The organism is Acinetobacter sp. UBA991 (assembly GCF_002292065.1).
In the GTDB taxonomy this organism is placed as follows: Bacteria; Pseudomonadota; Gammaproteobacteria; order Pseudomonadales; family Moraxellaceae; genus Acinetobacter; species Acinetobacter higginsii.
In genome coordinates, this window is sequence record NZ_DBBF01000044.1 from 66,450 (window position 1) to 89,155 (window position 22,706).

Below are 22,706 nucleotides of genomic sequence, written 5' to 3' on the forward strand. Positions count from 1 at the left end.
AATCACTTCTCTTGCTCATTGAGTAAAAGCCCGTTTGATGTCGAGTCTGAGGCTTTATTAATTTGAATTTCAATTCGGACAGCTTCAGAATCGTGATAATTCTGAGACCGTTCTGCGCCATCTTTGGCAATACGAATAGCTGTCGTTAGATCTGCAAAATCACTACCTAAATAGCTAAACTTTTGACCTAATACTCTCAGCTTTTCGCTTGCTATTCCCAGTAGAAAAACTAGATCTGTTAAATCCCGTTCCGATTCTCGGCGCATACTTGCCATTTCTTGCAATGTTTCAGGAGACAAGTTACTCATTAGAATCTCCTCTCAGTGCTTCCCTAACTTCATTGCAAGACCAGAAGTCATTTAAGATTTGATTTGCATATTCGGTCGATAGACTTAACCCATGGTAGAAAGGATGATAGTGAGCACACCCAAAATTTGCTTCTTCTACATAGGCAAGCGCAGTAATTAAGGTATCAATTTCATTAATTGCCACTGAACACAAAATGCATCCTTCTAGTAATTTATAAACAGCTTTAAGTTTATGATTTAGTGTGCTTAAAAGGCTTAAACTTAATCTAGTAAGTGCTCTGGTTGATTCATTACGTGCTGCACAATGTTCAACAAAACAATCATCAATTTCCCAATCGTAAGCAATCCGCAAGCAGTAAACTCTTACTGCTTCAAATATTGCCTCAGGCTTACAGTCTTCAAATTCATTGAAGGTGTTAATAAAATTCCCTTTCATTTTTCACCACCCTTAGCTTTAGCTATATCAACCGCCATTTGTGCTGATTGCAATTCATCTTTAATGAGATCGTGTCGACCTTCCATCAGGTAGTGATGCATTGCCAGGAAAGTTTGCAAGTTGTCAAAATAAAGACCTTCAACGCCAATTTTTTCAAGTTTTTCTCTCAAAACTTGAACTTTATTGATAGCTTCTGAAATCCCAAACATTGTCCAAGATAAATCAGCTTCTGCGGTTACAAGGGACCAATGATGATCTTCAAGGAGTTTTAGTTCTTTTGAGTTATCCATTTAGAAGCCCCTTATTGTTGAGAACCACATCAGGCAATAAATCAATCCGCTCGCTCAAGCTTTTTGCACTAAAGCAGAATCCAAAAAGTAGATTGCCTTTAAGCTCATCATTTAAGGTGCAAACCCTCATAGACAAGATTGCTAAGCGCAAATCATTGATCATATTTTTGCAAACTTGAAAATCCACAAAGTTGTACTGCTCAATGGCTGCATCAATAAACCAATCCATTGCATATAGATGAGCCTTTGTAAGATTCATTAAGGCGTCAATAGCGTTCACATCTGACTCGCCATCTTTTACTGCATCAAAAATGTCGAATATCTGGTGTAGATTTGAAACAACAACAGAACCAAGCATTGATAATTCAGATGTAATTATCAATTTATACAAGGCATCATATTTTGTTTTAGGCACAGAAGGGCCTTGACTATTTTGTGTTAAGTCGTTCATAATACGCTCATCCAAGAAACCTGTTTATCCGCCAAGACTTTCAGGTAATTGTTAAAATCAAAGAACTGGTAGAGGAATCTCTATCGGTCTTTTTGTGTCTTTAATGTTCCAATAAAAGAACAATTGTGTCAAGTGTTTGTTCTTATAATTGGACATATTTTTTAATTATTGTTGCAACCACATAATTTTTAAACAAAAAAAAGGCTCATAAATATGAACCTTATTAGCTGTATTTTTGGTATTAGATTAAGAAATTGAATTTTTTAGCAGGTTTGAATGAACCAACATATTTGCCAACAAGTATACAATCCTCTGTTAATGGAATTATTTGATCCTTCCAATTAGGGTTTAAAGGTTTTAAATAATATCCATTAGTTTCAACAACTAATGCCTTGAAAGTTGCCTCCGTTCCGCACTTTACAACAACCATTTCACCAGTCTGTATATCTGCTAGAAAATAATCAGGGTCAATACATATTTTTTCGCCTTCCTCAAAGTATGGGGCATTACTCAACCCCTTAACTTCCAAGTAGAAACTTCGTTTTCCTGCATTAGGAACCAAAGGAAGCATTTCGCATTCCTGAATATTAACAACGCCCATCTCTGTAAAGTTACCAGCTTGTACCCAAGATAAAACAGGTGCATAAATCACTGTCGCTAAAGGATTTAATTCAACACTTCCATCCAATGTTGGTCGTGTGTCATTCATCTCACCAGTCAATAGCCATGTTGGTGTTGTCTTAAGTGTATCTGCTAGAGCCTCCCAATATTTTGCACTTGGGTTTACCGTTCCGCTAATCCAATTGCTAACAGTAGCCTTTCCCGCTCCCGTTCCCTTCATTAGATCAGCGTGTCTAAGGCCCAACTCTCTCATTCGACTTACTATTCGATCTGCAACAGTTTTCATGCCTGAAAAATTCCTAACTGGTTTGTTCTTAATTATGAACAACTGCATTGACTTTTACAACTGTTTGTAGTTCCATAATAAGAACAATTTTGTTCGTAAATAGGGTTTGACTATGAATGTACAAGATTTAAAAGATTATTACAGGATTCCAAACAATAACCAATTATCAATTTTCTTGGGAATTGGACGAACCACAAGCTGTACATGGGAGGAGGTGGGTATACCTATTGGAGTTCAAGCAATCTTTGAAATCAAAACAAATGGAGCTTTAAAAGCGGATCGGCACTTACTGGCGGAAGTGTACTCAATTAAATGCTGCGCAGCTTAACAGCTAAGCAGATTCAGGTTTCTTGGAGCAAACCAGAATGAATAAATTAGTAATAGCAGAAAATTTAAGCAATGCAATAAAAACCATGTCTACCCGTGAGATTGCGGAGTTGACTGGTAAAGAACATTTCAATGTAAAGCGTGATTGTGAGGTCATGTTTAGAGATCTTGGAATAGATGCCCTCAAATTTGAAGGTATCTATTTTGATTCAATGAATAGGCCTCAAACCGAATACCAGTTAGACAAAGAGCTCACTATGACTCTTGTCACTGGTTACAGCATTGTTTTGCGTAATGGGGTTATCAAGCGTTGGCAGGAATTAGAGAACCTGGTTAAACAACCTCAAGAGCTATCAAAACTTGAAATTCTGCAATTGGCTATCGAATCAGAAAAGCAGAAAGTAGCCTTAGAGCAGCAAGTTTCGGTACTAGAGCCCAAAGCATTAGCCTTAGATGCAATCGCTGATACTTCCAATACCTACACAATCCGCGAATGTGCTACCACTCTAAAAATTAGAGAAAAAGAGTTGGTTAATCTGATCATTGATAAAGGTTGGTGTTATCGAGATGCGAGCAGCCGCTTGCGTCCCTACGCTCAAAAAGTACAGCAAGGCGTTTTTATCAATCGCGCTTCACCTGTGATCACACACCCAGTCACCCAAGAGGAAAAGGTTTATCTGCACATGCATGTAACAGCCTATGGCCTCACACGCCTCACAGCATTGGTTAATCGCCATAGGGGGGGGTAAATGGATATCGAATGGGAAAAAGACCATAAGGCTTATGTGGAAGCTCTCAGCGCCTATAAGAAGGCTAAAAAAGAGCTTCAGCAAGCTATTGGTATTGAAAAAGACTTTGATAAGACAAGTTGGACAGCGGCTGAAGTTGTGACCGACTTGCGTGTGAATCATGACAAATACGCTGTAATCAATCGCTTTGAAGCTGCTGCTTTAGAGGTTGTTAAGGCGAAGGAAAAACTGTAGTGAGCAGATATAGAAAAATAGAAGTGCAAATGTGGGGCGATATTAAGTTTCGTTCCCTCTCACCTATGCCTGCAAGTGGTCAAGGTCTATGGTTGTACCTTTTGACCAATACCAACACAAGCCCTATTCCTGGTCTTTTTAAGGCTGGGCAGATGGCTATGGCAGAGGAATTAAACTGGGAGCCGAAAGACTTCCAAAAAGCCTTTGAGGAAGTGTCAAAAAAAGGCATGGTCGAAGCAGATTTTAGAGCCCGTGTTGTATGGGTGCCAAATGCCATAAAACACAACAAGCCTGAGTCGCCAAATGTTGTTATTAACTGGGGTAAAGAGATCAATCTAATCCCTGAGTGTGAGTTAAAAAATAAGGCCGTACTTGAATTGTATGAGGCAATGCAAGCAATTGATTTACAGTCAAATAATCCAGAAAATAGACCGTACTCGAAAGCCTTTGAGAAAGCCTTTAAGGATGCATTAATAAAGGCTTCTGGAAAGACATTCCCGAATCAGGAACAGGAACAGGAACAGGAACAGGAACAGGAAAATAATATTCGTCCGTCTAACGACGAACCTGTGCCTGAAAAACCTAAATCAAATTTCAAAAACGAGATTCAGGAAATCTTTGAGTTCTGGAAAACCACGTTCAACAAAAACAATCGGACTCTCCTTGATGATCCAAGAAAGAAAAAAGTTTTAGCCAGACTCAAGCAGGGTTACAGCGTTGAGGACATCAAACGGGCTATCGTTGGTTACTCGAAATCCCAATTTCACATCGAGGGCAACCACACTGATTTATCACTGATCTGCCGTGATTCAGCCCATCTTGAGAAATTTTTAGATACTAACCAGCAAGGGGGAGGGTCAAGAGAATCACAACCATCAGCCTCTGAACAACCAGTGTTTGAGCCTGTTCGAGTTGTTTATGGGCAACAAAACGGGGGTGCACAATGAGCTTGATTGAGGTTAATGGTGTTACTGAGGATGTATTGGCTAATCATGGCTATGAACTGTCAGTTCTAGTTTCAATTATGACCTACACGGATGCAGCCAACTCAATACCAGAATTACATGAAAGCATGTTTACCCTACAAACCCACCAAGCGGTATTTAAGGCTTGTAAAAAACTTTTTGAACAGGGTAAGCAAGTGGATGAATTAACTGTGTTGCATACGGTTAAGTCGCTTGGCGAGGAGGGTAAAGGGGTAAATGAGAAATACCTGCTTGACGCATTCCAAAATCTATCTGGCAATGGCTTGAATTTCAGAACATACGTCAAGGAGCTGCAAGAGCTAACCCTGCGTAGAAAGCTGCGGGATATTGGAAAAAAAACCCAAATTTTTGCAAATGACCTTAGTGCTGGAACTGCGGATGATGTGGTTGCAAAGTCCAATTCGCTTTTTAATGATTTGGATAACTTGTCTGGTGGTGATGGGTTAGAGGATGGGATTATTTCAGCCTACGAATTAATGAATGAGCTGAATGAGATACAAACTCAAAAACTAAATAACACCTATAAGCCAATGGGGGTTAATACAGGCTTTATTGCACTAGATCATAGAGTTGGTGAAATCAAGAAAGGTGATTTGGTGGTGATTGCTGCACGTCCTGCAATGGGTAAAACGGCTTTTGCTTTAAATGTTGCAACTAATATTTTTACCAATCTAAACAAGCCAGTCCTATTTGAATCGATGGAAATGAAGAAAAAGGAGATTCAACGGCGACTAGTATCATCAATTGGCGGTATTGAGTTTGATCACTTAAAGAGTGCTGACCTAACCAAAGAGGATTGGTCTTGTGTAACGCATGCAATGAAGGTTATTCAGGCATCGAAATACAAAATTAATGATGGGTCTGTGACAATCTCAGATATTAGAAAACATGCTCGGAAAGTTGTGCAACAGCATGGGTGTATTGGCGCAATCTTTGTTGATTACCTGCAGCTTATTAAGACTCCACATTTCAATGCCAATGTGAGCGAGAACGATCGAATCACATATATCTCAAACAGTTTAAAAGACATAGCGATGAGCTTTGATTGCCCTGTTTTTGCACTATGTCAGTTAAACCGTGATCTTGAACGCCGTCCAGATAAGCGGCCAATGATGGCAGATCTAAGAGGGTCTGGTGCTATTGAACAGGATGCAGATGCAATTCTTTTCCTATATCGAGATGAGTACTACAACAAAGACAAATCTCAATTCAAAGGCATTTTGGAAGTTATCACTGGGAAGCTTCGAGATGGTCAAACAGGTCACACCTATCTGGTATCTGAATTAAATATGAGCCGCTTTTCTACAGCAGGTCAAGCACAACTAGATTACCTGGCAGAGATCGAGCAACGAGGAAAAAAATCATGAATAAGAAAACAATCAAACCAAATACAGATTTAATTTTTGCAAGATTTGCCATTTTGGGAATGGTGGCAATTGTATTTACAGTCCTTTCAATCAATGGCCTGCCGTCGTGGTTTTTGTGGCTTGTCATGTTGTGGGGGGTGTTCTCGATCTTCTCGGCAGCTATTCAGGCTGATGAGGCTGCAGCAAATGCAGAGGCGGCACAAAGTGGGATGAGTCAACTCAAGTGGCTTGTGAATCATCAACACAAGATCATCAAACAGCATGATCAATCTTTAGAGCGAATGCTTGAGTTTAAGGGACACATTAAAGATCACGTTTCTAACCTGAGAAACAAGGGACTGCCGCAAATAATCACCCAGCTCGATAACATGGATGCTTTGATCAAAGCTCATAGCCAGAAATGCGAGTGCACCAATCTACCAGTATCAAATAATTTCTTTAACAAGATGATCGTTTGTCATCAGTGTGGAAAGGAGTATTTGATGTGAACGATTTAAGTTTAGTGACCATAGGTGTCTTTCTATGCCTCATTTTTTTTGTGGAAGTGACAGGCAAACAGAAAGCTGAAAAACAATTTTGTGATGGGTATAACTCAAATTATGCGTATGCAGGGCGTTCATATTCATGCCCAAACAATAAGGGGCAATAACATGAACTCAAAACTACACATCATGCAAGCAGTAGATTGGAATAAATACGATTTAACAGAATGGCTGCGTCAATTTGGACACTGGCAAGGTGGGGGGATACACCTCAACGGTTCTTCTGAAAATCCCTTACTGGGAGCAATTAAACGAGCCAAATTAAGACTTAAAAAAGGGGATAGAGAAAAAATTATTGCTCAATATCTCTGTGATGAAAATTTTAGTGAATTGAGCCCAAAAAAATTAACCACATGCTTAATCACGGATGATGAGGCTAGAGCTGTACAGAGATTGATTGTCGACTATCTGGATGGTTGTAATTCTGAGGCGGTTTTTGACTGGATGAAAGCGATTATTGATCGCTATTTTAATCAGAAATCATGGCCTGAGATGGTGAATAAAACCCGAACAATTAATGAGGCTAGGTCAGATGTTAAATGTGGATTGGCAGCACTGCATTCAAGATACCATTTTATCTACTACAAAAAGGGCACTATGTAGTGAAGCTATTGAAATTTATGCAGTAATCAGGTAATTGTATAAGGATTAAACAACGGTGGTAAGAATGACAGAAAATCCGCAATTATATAATTTAATTACAAGTTTTGAAGAAATTGAAGCACGGCCAAACTTTATAGAACGCAAGGTGATTCCAAAAGGTGAAGCTGTTGAGGGTGTGTTGAGTGATTTGATTGGGTATTACCTATTCAAAGATGAGGTTAAGTGCGGAATATCAAGCTGTGGAACAAAGCATCAGAAGGGATATTTAGCAAGCTTAAGCGATGGTCATGAGATTATTATTGGGCACAATTGCGGGAAAAAATACTTTGGTATTTCATTTGATGAAAAAACAGCTCAATTTGATCATTTAAGACATAACGCACTTAAATACACTCAAATTTTGGAGATGTTTGATAAGCTTCCGCTATTAAAGGCAAATCTCGATCGCATACTAACCCAATCAGGCAAGTTTTCATTCTATGATTTAAAAAAGACAATCAAAGACTTTAAAGAGACTGCCTTGGATTATGGGATGCGGCGCCATATTTACCATGAGGTTTCCTATAATGGAGCCATATATATTTCTCACTTCAAGACCCGTGAGGAGATTGATGCTGAGTATTTAATGGGTAAGAAAAATATTGTCGACACAAAGCGAGTACTCGAAGGAACGATTGCTCATTATGATGTGATAGCAACATGGCATGATGCGGAGACGCTAAAAGACTATTTTGATCGATTGTATCGTGAAATAAAAAATCCGAATCAAATGTCGGGTGAGGCAATTAAAGCGTTGTCGAGAAAGTTAAGAAACCATGATCAAAACCTTCGTGAATTGGAGGAGTTTTGCGTTCGTGGCAACAAGCTGTTTACACCAGAGAACTTAATTCAACTTGCTGTATTATTTACCAAACAACAAGAGAAACAGGCTATTGAAAAATATGCAAATAAATTTGCTTAGGGTATTGACCCTGTACAGGCCACATGTTACTTTTAGTGTATAGTGCTGTAGTTGTAAGTGTTTCACTACGGTAAGTTAAAAAGCTCATCAATTTGATGGGCTTTTTGCGTTTTTGCAGGGTACATTCAGTTGGTAGAAGATCAGGCCCATAACCTGACATGCACGGGTTCGAGTCCCGTTCCTGCATCCAGTTTAAATTAGCCGAACGGATTACGGCGCCGTGAACCCCGCTAGATACTAGGTTATTGGCGGGGTTTGTTCTTTTCTATGGGGTGGATATGGATAAAGTTGAAGCTAAAAAGAACCTCAAGCGTTATGAGGATGAGATAGAGAAATATCAAAACCTATCCAGAGGCCTAATGACCAGAGACGAAATGTTAATGATTGATAAGAAAATCAGTCAATTCAAGGAATGGTCCAAGAATATTAGAAGTGAATTGAATGCGTGATGCAAAGCGACTAGCTGAGATTAGAAAGCTGCCTTGCATCAAATGCGGTTCACCCGCACCAAGCCAAGCTGCACACAGTAATTTTGGTGAGCACGGGAAGGGGCGCGGCATCAAGGCTCAAGACTCCCACACAATCCCGCTATGTGTAAATTGTCACCGTTGGCTCGATGGTTATTTTGAAATGACCAGAGAGCAATCTAAAGAATGGTTTGCCCAGGCACTAGAAAAAACTAATCAAATGCTTGAAGGCGATAAAGATATATTTTGAGGTAAGGAAATGCAGAAAAATTATAACGCCGTGTTTCCACTCACATCATATTCAGAGATAGCAAAAGTCATCTCGTATATGAATAGCCATCACAGCACGGCGATAAACGATGGAAAGCCGTTAGTTGTGCGCATCAGCACAAAGCAAGATGATAGGTCCGCCGCACAAAACAGGCTTTATTTCAAGTGGCTTGAGCAAATTTCCCAAAAGACAGGCAACTCTAAAGATGACCTGCACATGTTCTTTAAGAAAAAATATCTTGCAGCTATCTATGTGGCTAATCGCCAAGACACAGCAGAAAAGCATAGAGCGCTCATAGGCTTTAGAAATGTCAAACAGCACTTCGGCGGCTTGGAACGTCAAAAGCTTGATGCTGATTATGAACTCCTCGTAGATGTTTTTATTCGTGACCATATTCGTAGTCGTGAAGCATCGATAAAAGAGTTCACAGCCTATCTAAACAAAATCAATATTTACGCTCACCGTGATTTAGGTGTGAAGCTTGTTGTGCCTGATGATCTTAAATGGTGTTACGGCGAACAATAACTAATTCGAGGTTTTTTAAATGTCAGCTCCAATCGGAAACAGATTTTGGGAGCAGCGTAGCTCACATGGTCGTAAGCCGATCTTTGAGAGTCCTGAACAACTTTGGGAAGCTGCTTGTGAATATTTTGAATGGGTAACAGATAACCCTTTAGAGGAAAGCAAAGCATTCAGCTATCAAGGTAGCGTTATTAAAACTACATTGCCAAAAATGAGAGCAATGACAATTACAGGGATGTGTTTGTATTTAGACATTAGCCGTCAAGGATGGTCTGAATATTGTGCCAAGGAAGATTTTTCTGACATCACCAAGAAGGTCGAAGCGGTGATATTTTCTCAGAAATTCGAAGGCGCTGCAGCTGACCTGCTTAATCCAAACATTATTGCGAGAGAGCTTGGTTTGGCTGATAAGACAGATATAACAACAGGCGGCGAACCAATAAATAAACCAACAGTGATTGAATTGGTGGCCCCTCATGTCCAAGGTACAGATACAACTACCACCTAAACTTATCCCGTTGTTTTCAGAACCAAACCTGCGATACAGACAATCATGGGGTGGGCGTGGTTCCACAAAAACTAGAACATTCGCAGTAATGACCGCAGTAAAAGGCTACATGTTTGCTGAGGCGATGGTTAGCGGCATGATTCTTTGTGGTCGTGAGTATATGAATACTTTGTCTGATTCCAGTATGGAGGAGATTAAGCAGGCGATACGATCTGTACCATTTCTCAATGATTATTACGATATTGGTGAAAACTACATACGGACCAAAAACCGCCGTGTTTCATACGGTTTTTGCGGTTTGCGGCACAATCTGGACAGCATTAAATCCAAAGCGCGCATTCTTTTGTGCTGGGTGGATGAGGCCGAATCTGTAAGCGAAATGGCGTGGCGCAAATTACTCCCCACGGTTCGTGAAGCTGATTCAGAGGTTTGGATTACATGGAACCCTGAAAAAAGAGGAAGCGCTACAGATACGCGATTCAGGCATGAATTGATACATGACCCTGTAACTGGCGAGCTGATTGGCATGGGTGTAGAAATGAACTACACCGACAATCCTTGGTTCCCTGAAGAATTGGAAAGGGAACGGCGTCAAGATCAGAAAAATCTATCACTCACCGATTATGAGTGGATATGGGAGGGGGCATATCTTGAGGCATCCGAGGCTCAAATTTTCAATGGTAAATTTGAGAAATTGGATTTTGTTCCAGATCCTGTTACATGGGATGGACCTTATCACGGCCTAGATTTTGGTTTTGCTAATGACCCAACCGCAGGCACTAAATCATGGATTCATGATGATTGTCTTTATATTGAATATGAAGGCGGCAAAGTCGGTCTTGAGTTGGATGACACGGTTGATTTTTTAAAGACCAAAATACCAGGTATAGAAAAATATGTGGTGTTAGCAGATAACGCACGGCCTGAATCAATTAGCCATCTCAAGAAAAAGGGATTACGGCGTATCAAAGCCTGTGAAAAGGGTAAAGGTTCCGTAGAGGATGGGATTGCACATATACGCTCTTTTAGAAAGGTATATATCCATAGCCGCTGCAAAGAGACATACCAAGAATTTAAAAACTATTCATACAAGAAAGATCGCCTCACTGATGAAGTGTTACCGATTATTGTTGATGAATATAACCATTATATTGACAGCATCCGCTACGCCCTTGAACCGATTATGAAGCGCAAAGGCGCTATCAAAATATCAAACAAAGTATTGAGCCAGATATGAAATTTCGTGAAAAATTATTGAGCTTGCTAATTCGCTGGCTCCGATTCGCCACGCCCGTAGAAAGTGAAAATACTTCAGAGGGCGAAAAACCTAAGCGTAGAAAGATCAGTACTATTGCCCTAAACACTATTGGTGCAAAGTCTCAGAATGATGTGATTAAGTTTAAGATGCCAACTTTACCTAAAGGCGTGGTACCTGATGGCGAAGGTCTAGCAATGGACAGCGGTGGGATGGTTGGTTATGCAAACGCTGCTGGCGTAAGCATGAATTTTTTAGGCTATCCAATTTTGTCCGAACTTTCGCAGCGAAGCGAGTACCGAGCACCAGTACAAACACTTGCTACAGAAATGACGCGTAAGTGGATTCAGTTTAAAAGTATTGGCTCTGATGACCTTTCAGAAGAAATTAAGCAGATTGAAGTTGCTTTTGATCATTTCAAAATCCGTGATGCGTTCAAGTTGGCCACAGAGCACGATGGTTTTTTTGGTCGCGGCAATCTATTTATTGAAATTGATGGGAATGATGACCGTGAGACGCCGCTGATTGTTGATAAGGCCACCATTAAAAAAGGTAGTCTTAAGCAATTAAAAGTGATTGAGCCGATTTGGACCACACCGGTTAATTACGATTCAGTCGACCCAACGAACAAGTATTTCTATAAGCCTAATATGTGGTATGTGATGGGGAAACCCGTACATAGCACAAGATTATTTACATTCGTCAGTCATCCTGTTTCAGACATGCTCAAGCCTTCCTATAACTTTAGTGGTTTAAGCATGACTCAGATGATGATGCCATATGTTGATAATTGGCTTAGCACACGCGATTCTGTTAGTGACCTGATTCATTCGTTTTCAATCAGTGGGATTAAGACAAACCTAGATACACTATTAGGTGATGATGGTACCGACGCTACTGACTTTATTAATCGTGTAGAGTTGTTTAATAGGACCCGTGATAACCGTGGATTAATGGCTTTAGATAACACTGAGGAGTTTTTTCAGCACAATACGCCGTTATCTGGTTTAGATAAGCTTCAGGCTCAAGCACAAGAGCAAATGGCATCGCCGTGTCATATTCCATTGGTCAAACTATTTGGCGTCACTCCAAGCGGCTTAAACGCATCATCTGAGGGTGAAATCAAGGTTTACTATGATTATGTTGCAGCGCAGCAACAAAACATCTTTACAGATCCACTGGTGACAATCCTAAAGATCATCCAATTACATCTTTTCGGTCAGATATTTGACGATATTACTTTTGAGTTTGTTCCACTGGAGCAAATGACAGAAGAACAGATTGCCAATATCAATAAAACCAAAGCGGAAACAGGTGCAACTCTTGTAGAGGCTAACATTATCAGCCAAGAGGAAGAACGGACACGTTTAGCTGATGATTCTTTTAGTGGTTACAACAGCCTTGATGCTGAAACGTTGCCAGAACGCCGTGAAGATAGTCCAGCAATGGATGCTGACGGCGAATGGGATGAATCAAAACATCCACGTGCTGATAATGGACAGTTTGGTAGTGGTGGTGGTTCTAGTAATTTCAAAGAGCAGGTTAGTAAACTTACTAAAGAAAATTCAGTAACAATCACTAATCAGCATTCTGAGCAAATGCCAGCAAATAGCTTGCATACACCAACAGTGCGAGAAGCATTAAAAGAGATATTGGTTGGGAAACACGGGGAATCTAATCCAGTTGTGAACAAGGCAACAGGTCATAAAATGATTTTCACTACAACCAATTTAAAAGCTTCTTTAGCCAAAAACGGTAAAGACAATGAAAAGGAGCGCCTGTTACGCAGTCTTTACCCTGCATTGCCTGAACTGTATGAGAAGGCTATTCCAGACGATCCACATTTTGAACCAAACACGAAACCAGAGCAAAAACCCGGTATTGCTGGATATAGAAATTATTTAGTTCATGCTGAGGTGGGTGGTAATAAGCATTTGGTGCGGATTGGTGTTGATGTGCCACATCCAGATAAAGAGGGCAATGCTCCGAGAAGCGGGGCTTATTATTTTCATAAACTGGAAATTGGGCAATAAAAAAGGAGATTTAGTTACACAGGTTCATCTACTAAGTAGGACTTCTGTCTAAATCTCCAAGTTCCTATTTTAGCCTATTATTTAGTCAAAGGCAATTTATGAAACCTAAAACATTACGTGCTATTCACGCCAATGTCGGGGTGGAAGTAGCCTATAGAAAAGCTTTGCGGGGCATCCTTAATGAAATTCATGCGGATGTATTGAGTGAGATTTTAGCTGAGTACAGTGTGTATGAAGTTGAAATTGCTCAAGACATAAACATATCGCTTGTTATGCAGCGGCTATTTAAAAACCTTACAAGTTTTTGGCAACGCCGTTTGAATGACTTAGCACCTCAAATGGCAAAGATATTTGCAAAAAGCTCTACACAACATACTGAACGCTCAATGATGCAAGCTTTTAAAAAAGCAGGCTTCACGGTGCGTTTCAATATGAGTGAGCAAGTAGAGGAAAAAGTTGAGGCTGTGATTGGTGAGAATGTCGGACTGATTAAGTCAATCGGAAGCCAGTACCTTGGCGATGTTCAGCAATCAGTCTGGCAAGCAATTAAGTCTGGCCATGATATGCACACCCTTTCAAAAACACTCTATGAAAAATACGACATATCTAAGCGCCGTGCTGATTTCATTGCTCGTGACCAAAACAACAAAGCCAAGGCTGTAATTGAGCGTGAACGGCGATTAGAGCTTGGAATTAAAAAGGCGATATGGCAGCACTCACATGCGGGCAGAAAGCCACGTATAAGCCATGTACACGCCAATGGTAAGGAGTTTGATATTGAACAAGGCATGTACATTGACGGCGAATGGATACAACCAGGGGAATTAATCAACTGCAGGTGTACAAGTCGCGCCGTGATACCAGGATTTAACGTTTAGCACCTTAGGGTGCTTTTTTTATGGGCGTTCATTATGAAATTAGCGTTTGACCGGTCTGTCCGAAGCTATGACCAAGATGGTCGATTGCGGGTGGAAACATCACCCATCACTAAGGCCACAGTAAACCCTTACTACGGATATGAAATCCCAAATTTCGAAAGTTTGGGACTGATTCGAGACAAAATTTATTACCTGCTTCGAGATCCGTTGGAGCTTGAGCGAGCAGTTAACACATTTAGAAACTTGCCACTCTTAATTAAGCACACACGAACATCGGCTGATGATCATAAAAAAGACTTAGTGGTTGGCACAACTGGAAGTAACACCGAGTGGTGTGACCCATACATCAATGTTGATTTGATGGTTTGGGATGCGGTGGGGATTGCAGGTATTGAATCCCAAGAACAAGCCGAGTTGTCTAGCTCGTATTACTACGATGCGGATATGACACCAGGCGAGTATCAGGGCATGCGCTATGACGGTGTAATGCGAAACATCAAAGGCAATCATGTTGCTTTGGTCGACATTGGTCGAGCTGGGCCTGATGTGGTTGTACATGACAAAAATCCTTTTATTGAGGGAACTCCAATGAGTAAAGAACAAAAACTTGCTCAGGCGAAAGCCAAAGCGAAACAAGCATTACAGGCGAAATTAGCAAGTGATGCTAAACCAGAGGACATTGACGCAATCATTGCACAATTGGCCCAAGACTCAGCAGAGGCAGCAGAATCCGAGCCTAAAAAACCTGCCGAGGACGAGAATGACGAAGAAGGCAAGGAAAAGCCTGGTGCTGATGAAGGCGATCCTGATGCTGAGGAAGGTAAGAAAAAGCCTGCCGAGGATGAGGACGAGGACGACAAGCCAACAAAGGCGGCTATGGATGCAGCGATTAAGGTTGCTGAAGATCGTGCCACTGTGAATGCAACTAAACGCATTGAGGCGCTATTCCAAGCCCGTGAAGATGTTAAGCCACTAGTGGGCCAAGTTGCTCTTGATAGTGCCGAATCGGTCTATAAGTTTGCTTTAGATCAAAAAGGCATTGATACCAAAGGGGTCCATCCATCGGCCTATCGTTCTATGGTGCAGATGCTTAAAAACAGTCCTGAGCCTAAAGCCAAGACAGCAATGGATGCTCAATCGGTTTCCACCGTCCACGCAAAATTCCCAAACCTTTCTCGAATTAAACAGGGGTAAATAACATGGGTTTCCAAAAACAAGTTCAATTACAACAAGCTCCTGCGGTGGCGGGTGACTTTGCATCAAACAATCCACGTGCAGTTTTGCTTGCAGGTGAAGGTGCTTTAGTAGCTGGCGCAAGTGGCGCCGTTGTTGGTCGTTTCGCTTGGGCTGTGAACGGCGTTGTTAGTAACGCAGGTTCAGGCAAGCCACAAGGCTTTATCCACCGCGAAAACCAAGCACTTATCACAACTTGGTTGGCTGAGGCATCAAACGTTATCCCGCAAGGCTTGCCGTTGACTATTCACGTTGCTGGTGACTTTTGGGCACAAACATTAACCAATGCAACAGTTGGCCAAAAGGTTTATGCATCGCTCACAACGGGTGAAGTAAAAACAGATGCAACTGGTGCAACAGTCGCAGGGTATATCGAAACCGATTGGTTAGTTGCCAGTGCAGCATCAGCCAATGAATTAATCAAAATCACAACATGGGGCGCGTAAACGATGGATGAATTAGAATATTTAGCAACAGTGGGCGTGGTCCTGCCGTTTGGCACTCAGATTACAGATCCACATCTTGCAATGGATGCTCAGCCTGTCATGGTAACAGGTGCCAATGCGGGTATCCCTGCATTCCTTGCAAACTACATGGACCCAAAAGTTATCGAAACTTTAGTGGCTCCGATGAAGGCTGCTGAAATTGTTGGCGAAACTAAAAAAGGTGATTGGACCACTGAAACAGCAACGTTCCCAGTTGTTGAGTCAACAGGTGAGACGTCAAGTTACGGCGACTTTAACGATAACGGCTCATCAGGTGTAAATGCCAATTTCCCAATGCGTCAAAGCTATCACTACCAAACAACTACCGCTTGGGGTGAGCGTCAACTTGCAAAAGCTGGTTTGGCGGGTATTGATTGGGCTACACGTACCAATATCGCTTCAATTCTGACTCTGAATAAGTACCAGAATAAAACTTATTTCTACGGCGTTTCAGGTTTGCAGTGCTATGGCTTGTTGAATGACCCGACACTATCAGCACCAATTACACCTACAGCACAATGGTCCTTAGATGCAACCGATGCCTTGACTGTTTATAACGATGTAGTTCGCATGGTGCGCCGTCTAATTGCTCAAGGTAACGGTTCGATTGATCAAGATTCGCCGTTGAAGTTGGTTACATCACCAACTGCGTCATTGGCCTTTAACAAGACCAACCAGTACAACGTAAATGTTCGAACTCAGCTTAAAACAAACTTCCCTAATCTTGAGCTTGAAACAGCGCCTGAATACTCCACTGCTTCAGGTGAGTTAGTTCAGTTGTTTGCTCCTGAAATTGAAGGGCAAGAAAGCGCAACTTGTGCATTTACTGAAAAGCTACGTGCACACAATATCGTTGTTAAAACGTCAAGTTACGAGCAAAAGAAATCACAAGGTACTTTCGGTACTGTGATTTTCCGTCCGTTCGCATTCGTTCAAATGTTAGGGGTATAAACCAATGGCAACAGCAAAGAAAGGCAGCGTCGTTATTGTCGGCTGCAAATTACCAAACGGCTTGATTGCTGAGGTGCAAGGTGTAGAGGTCAAGTTTAATGGCTTGAATACATCTCAAATCGTTGGTGGGTTCGGTATTACTGAAAATGTAGATGCCGAATTTTGGGATGCTTGGCTTGAGCAGAATAAACACATGCCTTATGTGAAGGGTGGCTTTGTTTTCGCCCACACTGAAGCGGCTTCCGTTAAGTCAGAAGCCAAGGAAAAGCAAGGCGAAAAGACAGGCCTAGAGCCGCTTGACCCAAGCAAAAAACCAGCGGGTATTGAAGAACTTGAAAAATAAGGACTGAACAATGATCGTTATCTTTAATGCCGACACTTTTGTTGCTCGATTTCCTGAGTTTTCAGGGACCAATAGCGAATTGCTGGAAATGTATTTTGATGAGGCTTGCTTAAAACTTAAAAACACTGATAGCAGTATTGTTAAGGATGAAAAAGAACGCCGCATTTTACTTTACCTTTTAACGGCTCATATCGCTCAGTTGGGGCAACAAACGGCAAAGGGTAACGGTAATTTGGTTGGCCGTATTAGTTCAGCAAGTGAAGGTTCTGTATCTGTTTCGACAGATGCGGGACCAGTTACAAATGCCCAAGCGTGGTATATGCAAACCGTATATGGTGCCGAATACTGGGCTCTAACTGCAAAATATAGAAGAATGCGCTATTACCCCGCACCACGGAGGTATCACTAATGGCTGATGTGTTGGGTGGAGATAGGTTTGAAAAGTATCTGGATGAATTAGCTAAGAGACTCGAACAAGATGCAACCCTAAGAGTCGGCTTTTTAGAGACTGAAACCTATCCAGAGGAAGGGTTGCCAGTCGCTCAAGTGGCATTCTGGAATGAATACGGCGCAACAATAAATGTGCCTGAAAGCAAAACAACTATTTACCGATCTATACGCAAAGACGGTACCTTTAATAAAAATGGTAAGTTCGTTAGAAAAAGCCAATCAAATTTTGCAACAGAACACACGGTGCCTGCTCATCAAGTCGTTATCCCACCAAGGCCATTTTTCCGAAATATGATAGAAAAAAATAAATCAGGTTGGTCATTAGCTTTTGGAAACTTGATGAAAATACATAACGGCGATGTTCCTAAGGTATTTGCCTTAATGGGTGAGGGCATCAAAGACCAATTAACTCAATCGATTGTGGAGTTCTCTGACCCACCTAATGCGCCGTCAACAGTGCGCAAGAAAGGGTTTGATAAACCATTAATTGAAACAGGAACCATGCAGCGTGCTACAGGGTGGGATATTGAATGAATTTACACGGTTTAGTGCGTGGTGCGATTAACGCAGTCAATCCAGATATTCCTGCTTGTTTGCATAAAGCTACAGGCGAATACGAGACAAGTGATGCTGGTATTCGCACCCCAAAGTACAAAATCTCGAAAGGGAAAATACAAGTTCAAGGTGTAAATGGCCGTGACTTGGAGCGCCTTAACAATCTCAATATGCAAGGCATATTTCGCACAGTTTACCTATACGGCGAGCTAAGCGGGATTGTTAGATCCAATCAGAAAGGCGGTGATTTAATTGAGTTCGCCGATGTTGGTTGCTGTGAGCAAAAGAAATGGCTTGTTGTTCAGGTTGCTGAAGTGTGGCCAGATTGGTGTAAGGTGATTGTATGTCAACAAACCAACCAGACTTAACAGAGCAAGATTTATATACGGCGATTCGCCGTTTTATTTTGTCTGTAATACCTGAGGCTGATGAAGTAATCCAAGGGTTACAGAATCAGGTTGCTATGCCAGATAAGCCATTTGTGGCTATGACAACATTGTTTAATGACCGCATAGCTACCAACCATTTTGAATATGATGTGCATAAAAAAGACATTGTTCAGCCGCAAAAATGGACGGTGCAGATCGATTGTTACGGCGAACCGTCAAATGCATGGGCAACCTTACTTACAACCTTACTACGTGATGAATATTCTTGTAGTCAATTTCCTGAAAACATCCAACCGCTTTATGCAGATGACCCAAAACATTTACCTATCGTTAACTCAGAGCAGCAATATGAAAAGCGCTGGATGATTACGGCATGTTTTCAGGTAAATCCGAAAATGAGTGTTAGTTTATGAAAGTAATTGGTGCTAAGTCCTTGGTACAAATAATGCCAAGTGTTGTGGTGGCAAAGCAAAGAGTCACACCAGGTGTTTATGAATATGACAGCACTCAGCCGCCGCTGATTAGCTGTGATGGTGCTACTCCAAGCGCAAGATTTTCATCAACAGGTAATAATATTAATAATTCAGGTTATAACTTGATCATTAATGATGTTTTTTACAGAGATTTTAATTGGGATAGCCAAGGAGAAACATCATATCTGGAACATGTGATAAATACGGTTGTTCCACCAAACACACTAGAAATTGAAGCTTGGATATATGATGGTGCTACATGGCCAACCGATTGGACAATTAAAAATATTTCTAATGAAAATCTTAGAATACTTATTGCCCCTTGGACAAGTGCATGTGATTTTGAAATTCATTCAGAAAATGAAAATCCAACAATATTAAGTCCAAATGAAGGTGTATTTCAGTTCTGCCTATCCCCAATGTCAAATCAGATCAGTTGTGATGGTGCAACACCAAGAGCTAAATTCACAAATGATGGCATTTTTGATATTTCTGTTAATGGTGTGCTTTATGAAAACCCTAGTTTATTAACCTGTAGACAAATGGTTAATAATTTTCCAGAACTTGCACAGCTTATTAATGTTAATGGAGATGGTGATGCAAACTTTATTAACCTAACTCAAAACGACCTTCGAATAATGTTAGATCCTTTGAGAACAAATAATGTAGAAATACATCCAGAGAATAACAATCCAACAATTAATATTGATGTTGAAGGTGTTATTACTTTCTGCTTATCACCTGAACCAAATCAAATAAGTTGTCATGGTGCGACGAATCAGCTAGTTATTTCAGCATCTTATAGTGTTGACCCATTTCCTGATGAACGTTGGAAAATGGAGATTACTGATGCTGTTACGGGTGTATTATTTACATCGTTGACCAATTTATCTGTTGTGGAACCTGACCATTTAAGTGTTTCATTAACCAAGAACAAAACCCCTGAATGTCCGTTTGAGTTCAGCCTCGAAAACGAAATTGATTACAACACTATTATTCAGAATGTCTCAGGTAGTGATGTAAGAATGAAATTAAAGTTTGTTGAGTTAATAGATGATGGCGAAGACCTAACAATTGAGTTTTGGGTCAGAGATGGATCTACACCAGTAAATTGGATAACTAATGTCGAGGGTGAAGATTACGAACTAACAGCTTGCCTATCACCAACACCAGTTTAAAAAAACTAAGCTCAACCACCTTTCGAGGTGGTTTTTTATTGCCTAAACAAAGAGGAAACTATGAAAACCATTCCTGCAAATCAGTTAGTGAATGTTCTACCGTCCGTTGTGGGAACTGGTGGTTCAGCGCTATCTCTCAATGGGGTTATTTTAACAACCAATGAATCATTACCCGCCAAGTCAGTAACGCCGTTTGCAACAAAAGACGATGTAAAAACCTATTTTGGCATTGAATCTGAGGAGTATGCAGCAGCGACTATTTACTTCAAAGGTTTTGATGGTTCAAACATTAAACCTGGTAAAATTTACTTTGCCACATACTTGGCCACAGATGTAGAAGCATGGACCCGTGGCAATAGCTTAAACCTCACATTGGTTCAATTAAAAGCACTGTCTGGCAGCTTGAGCATCGATATTGATGGGCAAACCAAAACAGCAGCAAATATCAACCTTTCAGCTGCGACTAGCTTTGCGAATGCGGCAACCATCATCGGCACAGCGATTAGCGCTAATGTTACCTATGATGAGTTTTACAAAGCTTTTGTGATTCGTTCAACAAGTGAGTCAATAGCAGATTCAACTATTGATTTTGCAACTGGAACTTTAGCGAGTGCCTTACTTTTAACGCAAGACAAAGGTGCGATTCTGTCACAAGGTGCTGAAGCGGATACACCTGCAACCGCAATGGACAATGTTACTCAGCAAACGCAGAACTGGGGAACATTCACAACCTTATTCGAACCTGATTCAGATAATAAAGTTGCATTTGCTGAATGGACCAATGATCAGGAATTGCGTTATGCCTATGTCATGTGGGATACAGATATTCAAGCGACACAAGCGGATGGCCAATCTGTAGGGGCATATCTGACAACCTTAAATTATGATGGAACAATCCCAGTTTACGGTGAGCTAGATAAAGGTGCTTTTGTTTGTGGTACTGCGGCTAGTATCGATTTTACGGAGTTCAATGGACGCATCACCTTTGCATACAAAGGGCAAGCAGGCATTGTTCCAAATGTCACAGATACAACCACGGCGCAAAACCTGCTAGCCAATGGTTACAACTTTTATGGCGCGTATGCAACAGCAACAGAACAATTCAACTTGTTCCAGAATGGACAGATTACGGGTGTATGGCGTTGGGCAGATACCTACATCAACCAGATCTATCTGAACAGCCAATTGCAACAAGCAATCTTGAACATGCTTAAAAGCATTAAGTCATTGCCATATAACAATGATGGCTATGGTTTGATTCGAGCAGCTTGTTTAGATCCAATTAAGGAAGGTTTGAATTTCGGCTCTATCCGAACAGGCATTCCATTGTCCGAAGAACAGAAGTCCGAAATCAATAACGCAGCAGGAAAGCGTGTTGATGACATCCTTACAAACGTTGGTTGGTATTTACAGATTTTACCAGCAACAGCTCAGGTCCGTGGCAACCGCACCTCACCACCAATGAAACTTTGGTACACAGACGGCGGAAGCATTCAAAAAATTGATCTTGCATCTATTGATGTGATGTAAGCAGGGGAGAATTATATAAATGGCTACTATTACAAGTGCTAATAGCACATTCAGCTTAACCGCTACAGAGGTTTTCCCCGCACCGCAAAACTTGCAAGGCTATGCAACTGATGACGCTTTTGCAATTGATGCGATTGATCTGGCCGAGGCGATTATGGGTGTGGATGGTCGCCTAAGCGCAGGCTATACGCCGAATCCAACGAAGATCAATGTGGCCTTACAAGCCGACAGCCCAAGTATCGCCGTGTTTGATGCAATTATTGCGGCTACAAAAGCAGCCCGTGAGGTTATTTTCCTTGATGCGGTAATTGGTTTACCTGCAACTGGTACCAACTATACATTTACACGCGGCGTCATCACGAATGCAAACCAACTTCCTGATGCCAAGAAAACACTACAACCTCAAAAGTATCAAATCACTTTTGAGTCAGTAACCAAGGCAATTGTATAACCCACTACATCAAAATTAATTATTAAGCCTGTGACCATAAATCTCAGGCTTTTTTTAATATCAGAGGCAGATATGCGTAAGACCGGCACAGTAGTTATTGACCAGGATAACCGAGACAAAGGCAAAAAGTTTTTAATCACAGAGATGTCTGCATATCAAGCAGAGGCATGGTCAACCCGTGCACTACTTGCATTAACAAATGCGGGGGCAGAAATCCCTGATAATGTGGCTGAGATGGGTTTGGCGGGGATTGCCAATGTTGGCTTTAGTGCATTGTCAAAGCTTAAATATGATGACGCAAAGCCGCTTTTAGATGAATTAATGGATTGTGTGCAGATCATTATGCCCGCAATCACACGACCGCTTATCCATGGTGATGATGGCGATATTGAAGAAATTTCAACATATATGAAGCTTAAAAAGGAAGCGTTCATGTTGCATGTAAATTTTTCCAAAGCCGAGAAAGCCCCGATTTCGGAGTAAGTATCGGCAGCAATATTGCCATTCTTGAATATCTTAATGTACCCGCAATCATTGGCACAATCGTCTCTAGTCGGTTGGCAACCTTAGCGG

General features: G+C 41.2%; 32 protein-coding genes and 1 tRNA gene. 28 read left to right on the forward strand and 5 right to left on the reverse strand.

All coding sequences use genetic code 11. The features are described 5' to 3' along the window. Positions 1–2 precede the first annotated feature (2 nt). The 5 genes from B2727_RS19700 to B2727_RS19720 form a co-directional block, all read right to left on the reverse strand. The gene (locus B2727_RS19700) at positions 3–308 is read right to left on the reverse strand and encodes a hypothetical protein (protein WP_241345188.1); all 306 of its coding nucleotides are present in this window, start codon (positions 306–308) and stop codon (positions 3–5) included. Next, complete coding sequence (locus B2727_RS19705; protein ID WP_291350216.1) at positions 301–744, reverse strand: hypothetical protein; 444 nt, start codon at positions 742–744, stop codon at positions 301–303. Before B2727_RS19705 ends, B2727_RS19700 begins: the two co-directional genes overlap by 8 nt. Continuing rightward, positions 741–1,034 (reverse strand): hypothetical protein, encoded by a 294-nt coding sequence (locus B2727_RS19710; RefSeq protein WP_241345186.1) that lies wholly within the window; start codon positions 1,032–1,034, stop codon positions 741–743. Before B2727_RS19710 ends, B2727_RS19705 begins: the two co-directional genes overlap by 4 nt. Further along, positions 1,027–1,485 carry a hypothetical protein gene (locus B2727_RS19715; RefSeq protein ID WP_241345185.1) on the reverse strand — a complete coding sequence of 153 codons (459 nt, stop codon included), beginning with the start codon at positions 1,483–1,485 and terminating at the stop codon, positions 1,027–1,029. The genes B2727_RS19710 and B2727_RS19715 overlap by 8 nt, the downstream gene beginning before the upstream one ends. 241 nt (positions 1,486–1,726) lie before the next feature. Next, the gene (locus B2727_RS19720) at positions 1,727–2,392 is read right to left on the reverse strand and encodes a S24 family peptidase (RefSeq protein WP_241345184.1); all 666 of its coding nucleotides are present in this window, start codon (positions 2,390–2,392) and stop codon (positions 1,727–1,729) included. Positions 2,393–2,504: 112 nt separating this feature from the next. Here B2727_RS19720 and B2727_RS19725 point away from each other — a divergent pair, with 112 nt between their 5' ends. The 28 genes from B2727_RS19725 (at position 2,505) to B2727_RS19860 (ending at position 22,616) form a co-directional block, all read left to right on the forward strand. Next, on the forward strand, positions 2,505–2,720 hold the full coding sequence (locus tag B2727_RS19725) for a hypothetical protein (RefSeq protein ID WP_241345183.1): 216 nt from the start codon (positions 2,505–2,507) through the stop codon (positions 2,718–2,720). A gap of 37 nt (positions 2,721–2,757) precedes the next feature. Further along, positions 2,758–3,468 (forward strand): phage antirepressor KilAC domain-containing protein, encoded by a 711-nt coding sequence (locus tag B2727_RS19730; RefSeq protein ID WP_241345182.1) that lies wholly within the window; start codon positions 2,758–2,760, stop codon positions 3,466–3,468. Next, positions 3,469–3,702 carry a hypothetical protein gene (locus tag B2727_RS19735; protein ID WP_241345180.1) on the forward strand — a complete coding sequence of 78 codons (234 nt, stop codon included), beginning with the start codon at positions 3,469–3,471 and terminating at the stop codon, positions 3,700–3,702. Further along, a complete protein-coding gene (locus tag B2727_RS19740; RefSeq protein WP_291350221.1) occupies positions 3,702–4,649 on the forward strand; it encodes a hypothetical protein in 948 nt (315 codons plus the stop codon). Before B2727_RS19735 ends, B2727_RS19740 begins: the two co-directional genes overlap by 1 nt. Beyond that, on the forward strand, positions 4,646–6,055 hold the full coding sequence (locus B2727_RS19745) for a replicative DNA helicase (RefSeq protein ID WP_241345569.1): 1,410 nt from the start codon (positions 4,646–4,648) through the stop codon (positions 6,053–6,055). The genes B2727_RS19740 and B2727_RS19745 overlap by 4 nt, the downstream gene beginning before the upstream one ends. Further along, positions 6,052–6,543: a hypothetical protein gene (locus B2727_RS19750; protein ID WP_241345568.1), complete on the forward strand. Its 492-nt coding sequence runs from the start codon at positions 6,052–6,054 to the stop codon at positions 6,541–6,543. Before B2727_RS19745 ends, B2727_RS19750 begins: the two co-directional genes overlap by 4 nt. Positions 6,544–6,705: 162 nt before the next feature. Next, a complete protein-coding gene (locus B2727_RS19755) occupies positions 6,706–7,200 on the forward strand; it encodes a hypothetical protein (protein ID WP_241345567.1) in 495 nt (164 codons plus the stop codon). Positions 7,201–7,264: 64 nt separating this feature from the next. After that, positions 7,265–8,161, forward strand: a complete 897-nt coding sequence (locus B2727_RS19760; RefSeq protein WP_241345566.1) for a hypothetical protein — start codon at positions 7,265–7,267, stop codon at positions 8,159–8,161. A 113-nt stretch (positions 8,162–8,274) separates the two neighbouring features. Continuing rightward, positions 8,275–8,351: transfer RNA gene (locus tag B2727_RS19765), tRNA-Met, on the forward strand. A gap of 88 nt (positions 8,352–8,439) precedes the next feature. After that, positions 8,440–8,610: a hypothetical protein gene (locus tag B2727_RS19770; protein ID WP_241345565.1), complete on the forward strand. Its 171-nt coding sequence runs from the start codon at positions 8,440–8,442 to the stop codon at positions 8,608–8,610. Further along, positions 8,603–8,878 (forward strand): hypothetical protein, encoded by a 276-nt coding sequence (locus B2727_RS19775; protein WP_241345564.1) that lies wholly within the window; start codon positions 8,603–8,605, stop codon positions 8,876–8,878. The genes B2727_RS19770 and B2727_RS19775 overlap by 8 nt, the downstream gene beginning before the upstream one ends. Positions 8,879–8,887: 9 nt before the next feature. Continuing rightward, complete coding sequence (locus tag B2727_RS19780) at positions 8,888–9,424, forward strand: hypothetical protein (RefSeq protein WP_241345563.1); 537 nt, start codon at positions 8,888–8,890, stop codon at positions 9,422–9,424. A gap of 19 nt (positions 9,425–9,443) precedes the next feature. Next, positions 9,444–9,929: a DNA-packaging protein gene (locus B2727_RS19785; RefSeq protein ID WP_241345562.1), complete on the forward strand. Its 486-nt coding sequence runs from the start codon at positions 9,444–9,446 to the stop codon at positions 9,927–9,929. Beyond that, positions 9,898–11,166: a PBSX family phage terminase large subunit gene (locus tag B2727_RS19790; protein ID WP_277605838.1), complete on the forward strand. Its 1,269-nt coding sequence runs from the start codon at positions 9,898–9,900 to the stop codon at positions 11,164–11,166. The genes B2727_RS19785 and B2727_RS19790 overlap by 32 nt, the downstream gene beginning before the upstream one ends. Continuing rightward, complete coding sequence (locus B2727_RS19795; protein WP_241345560.1) at positions 11,163–13,217, forward strand: anti-CBASS protein Acb1 family protein; 2,055 nt, start codon at positions 11,163–11,165, stop codon at positions 13,215–13,217. The genes B2727_RS19790 and B2727_RS19795 overlap by 4 nt, the downstream gene beginning before the upstream one ends. 98 nt (positions 13,218–13,315) lie before the next feature. After that, on the forward strand, positions 13,316–14,095 hold the full coding sequence (locus tag B2727_RS19800) for a phage minor head protein (protein ID WP_241345559.1): 780 nt from the start codon (positions 13,316–13,318) through the stop codon (positions 14,093–14,095). A gap of 33 nt (positions 14,096–14,128) precedes the next feature. Next, positions 14,129–15,289, forward strand: a complete 1,161-nt coding sequence (locus B2727_RS19805; RefSeq protein ID WP_241345558.1) for a DUF2213 domain-containing protein — start codon at positions 14,129–14,131, stop codon at positions 15,287–15,289. A gap of 5 nt (positions 15,290–15,294) precedes the next feature. Beyond that, positions 15,295–15,774, forward strand: coding sequence for a structural cement protein Gp24 (locus tag B2727_RS19810; RefSeq protein ID WP_241345557.1), 480 nt, complete (start codon positions 15,295–15,297; stop codon positions 15,772–15,774). A gap of 3 nt (positions 15,775–15,777) precedes the next feature. After that, positions 15,778–16,764, forward strand: a complete 987-nt coding sequence (locus B2727_RS19815) for a hypothetical protein (protein WP_241345556.1) — start codon at positions 15,778–15,780, stop codon at positions 16,762–16,764. 4 nt (positions 16,765–16,768) lie between these two features. Next, a complete protein-coding gene (locus B2727_RS19820; protein ID WP_241345555.1) occupies positions 16,769–17,107 on the forward strand; it encodes a hypothetical protein in 339 nt (112 codons plus the stop codon). A 10-nt stretch (positions 17,108–17,117) separates the two neighbouring features. Continuing rightward, complete coding sequence (locus tag B2727_RS19825) at positions 17,118–17,516, forward strand: DUF4054 domain-containing protein (RefSeq protein WP_241345554.1); 399 nt, start codon at positions 17,118–17,120, stop codon at positions 17,514–17,516. Continuing rightward, positions 17,516–18,091, forward strand: coding sequence for a hypothetical protein (locus B2727_RS19830; RefSeq protein WP_241345553.1), 576 nt, complete (start codon positions 17,516–17,518; stop codon positions 18,089–18,091). Before B2727_RS19825 ends, B2727_RS19830 begins: the two co-directional genes overlap by 1 nt. Next, positions 18,088–18,480 (forward strand): hypothetical protein, encoded by a 393-nt coding sequence (locus B2727_RS19835; protein ID WP_241345552.1) that lies wholly within the window; start codon positions 18,088–18,090, stop codon positions 18,478–18,480. The genes B2727_RS19830 and B2727_RS19835 overlap by 4 nt, the downstream gene beginning before the upstream one ends. Further along, complete coding sequence (locus B2727_RS19840; protein WP_241345551.1) at positions 18,456–18,914, forward strand: phage neck terminator protein; 459 nt, start codon at positions 18,456–18,458, stop codon at positions 18,912–18,914. The genes B2727_RS19835 and B2727_RS19840 overlap by 25 nt, the downstream gene beginning before the upstream one ends. Next, complete coding sequence (locus B2727_RS19845; protein WP_241345550.1) at positions 18,911–20,152, forward strand: hypothetical protein; 1,242 nt, start codon at positions 18,911–18,913, stop codon at positions 20,150–20,152. The genes B2727_RS19840 and B2727_RS19845 overlap by 4 nt, the downstream gene beginning before the upstream one ends. Positions 20,153–20,212: 60 nt before the next feature. After that, positions 20,213–21,682 (forward strand): DUF3383 domain-containing protein, encoded by a 1,470-nt coding sequence (locus B2727_RS19850; protein ID WP_241345549.1) that lies wholly within the window; start codon positions 20,213–20,215, stop codon positions 21,680–21,682. A 19-nt stretch (positions 21,683–21,701) separates the two neighbouring features. Further along, positions 21,702–22,133 (forward strand): phage tail fiber protein, encoded by a 432-nt coding sequence (locus B2727_RS19855; RefSeq protein ID WP_241345548.1) that lies wholly within the window; start codon positions 21,702–21,704, stop codon positions 22,131–22,133. Positions 22,134–22,205: 72 nt separating this feature from the next. Further along, on the forward strand, positions 22,206–22,616 hold the full coding sequence (locus B2727_RS19860) for a hypothetical protein (protein WP_241345547.1): 411 nt from the start codon (positions 22,206–22,208) through the stop codon (positions 22,614–22,616). Positions 22,617–22,706 lie beyond the last annotated feature (90 nt).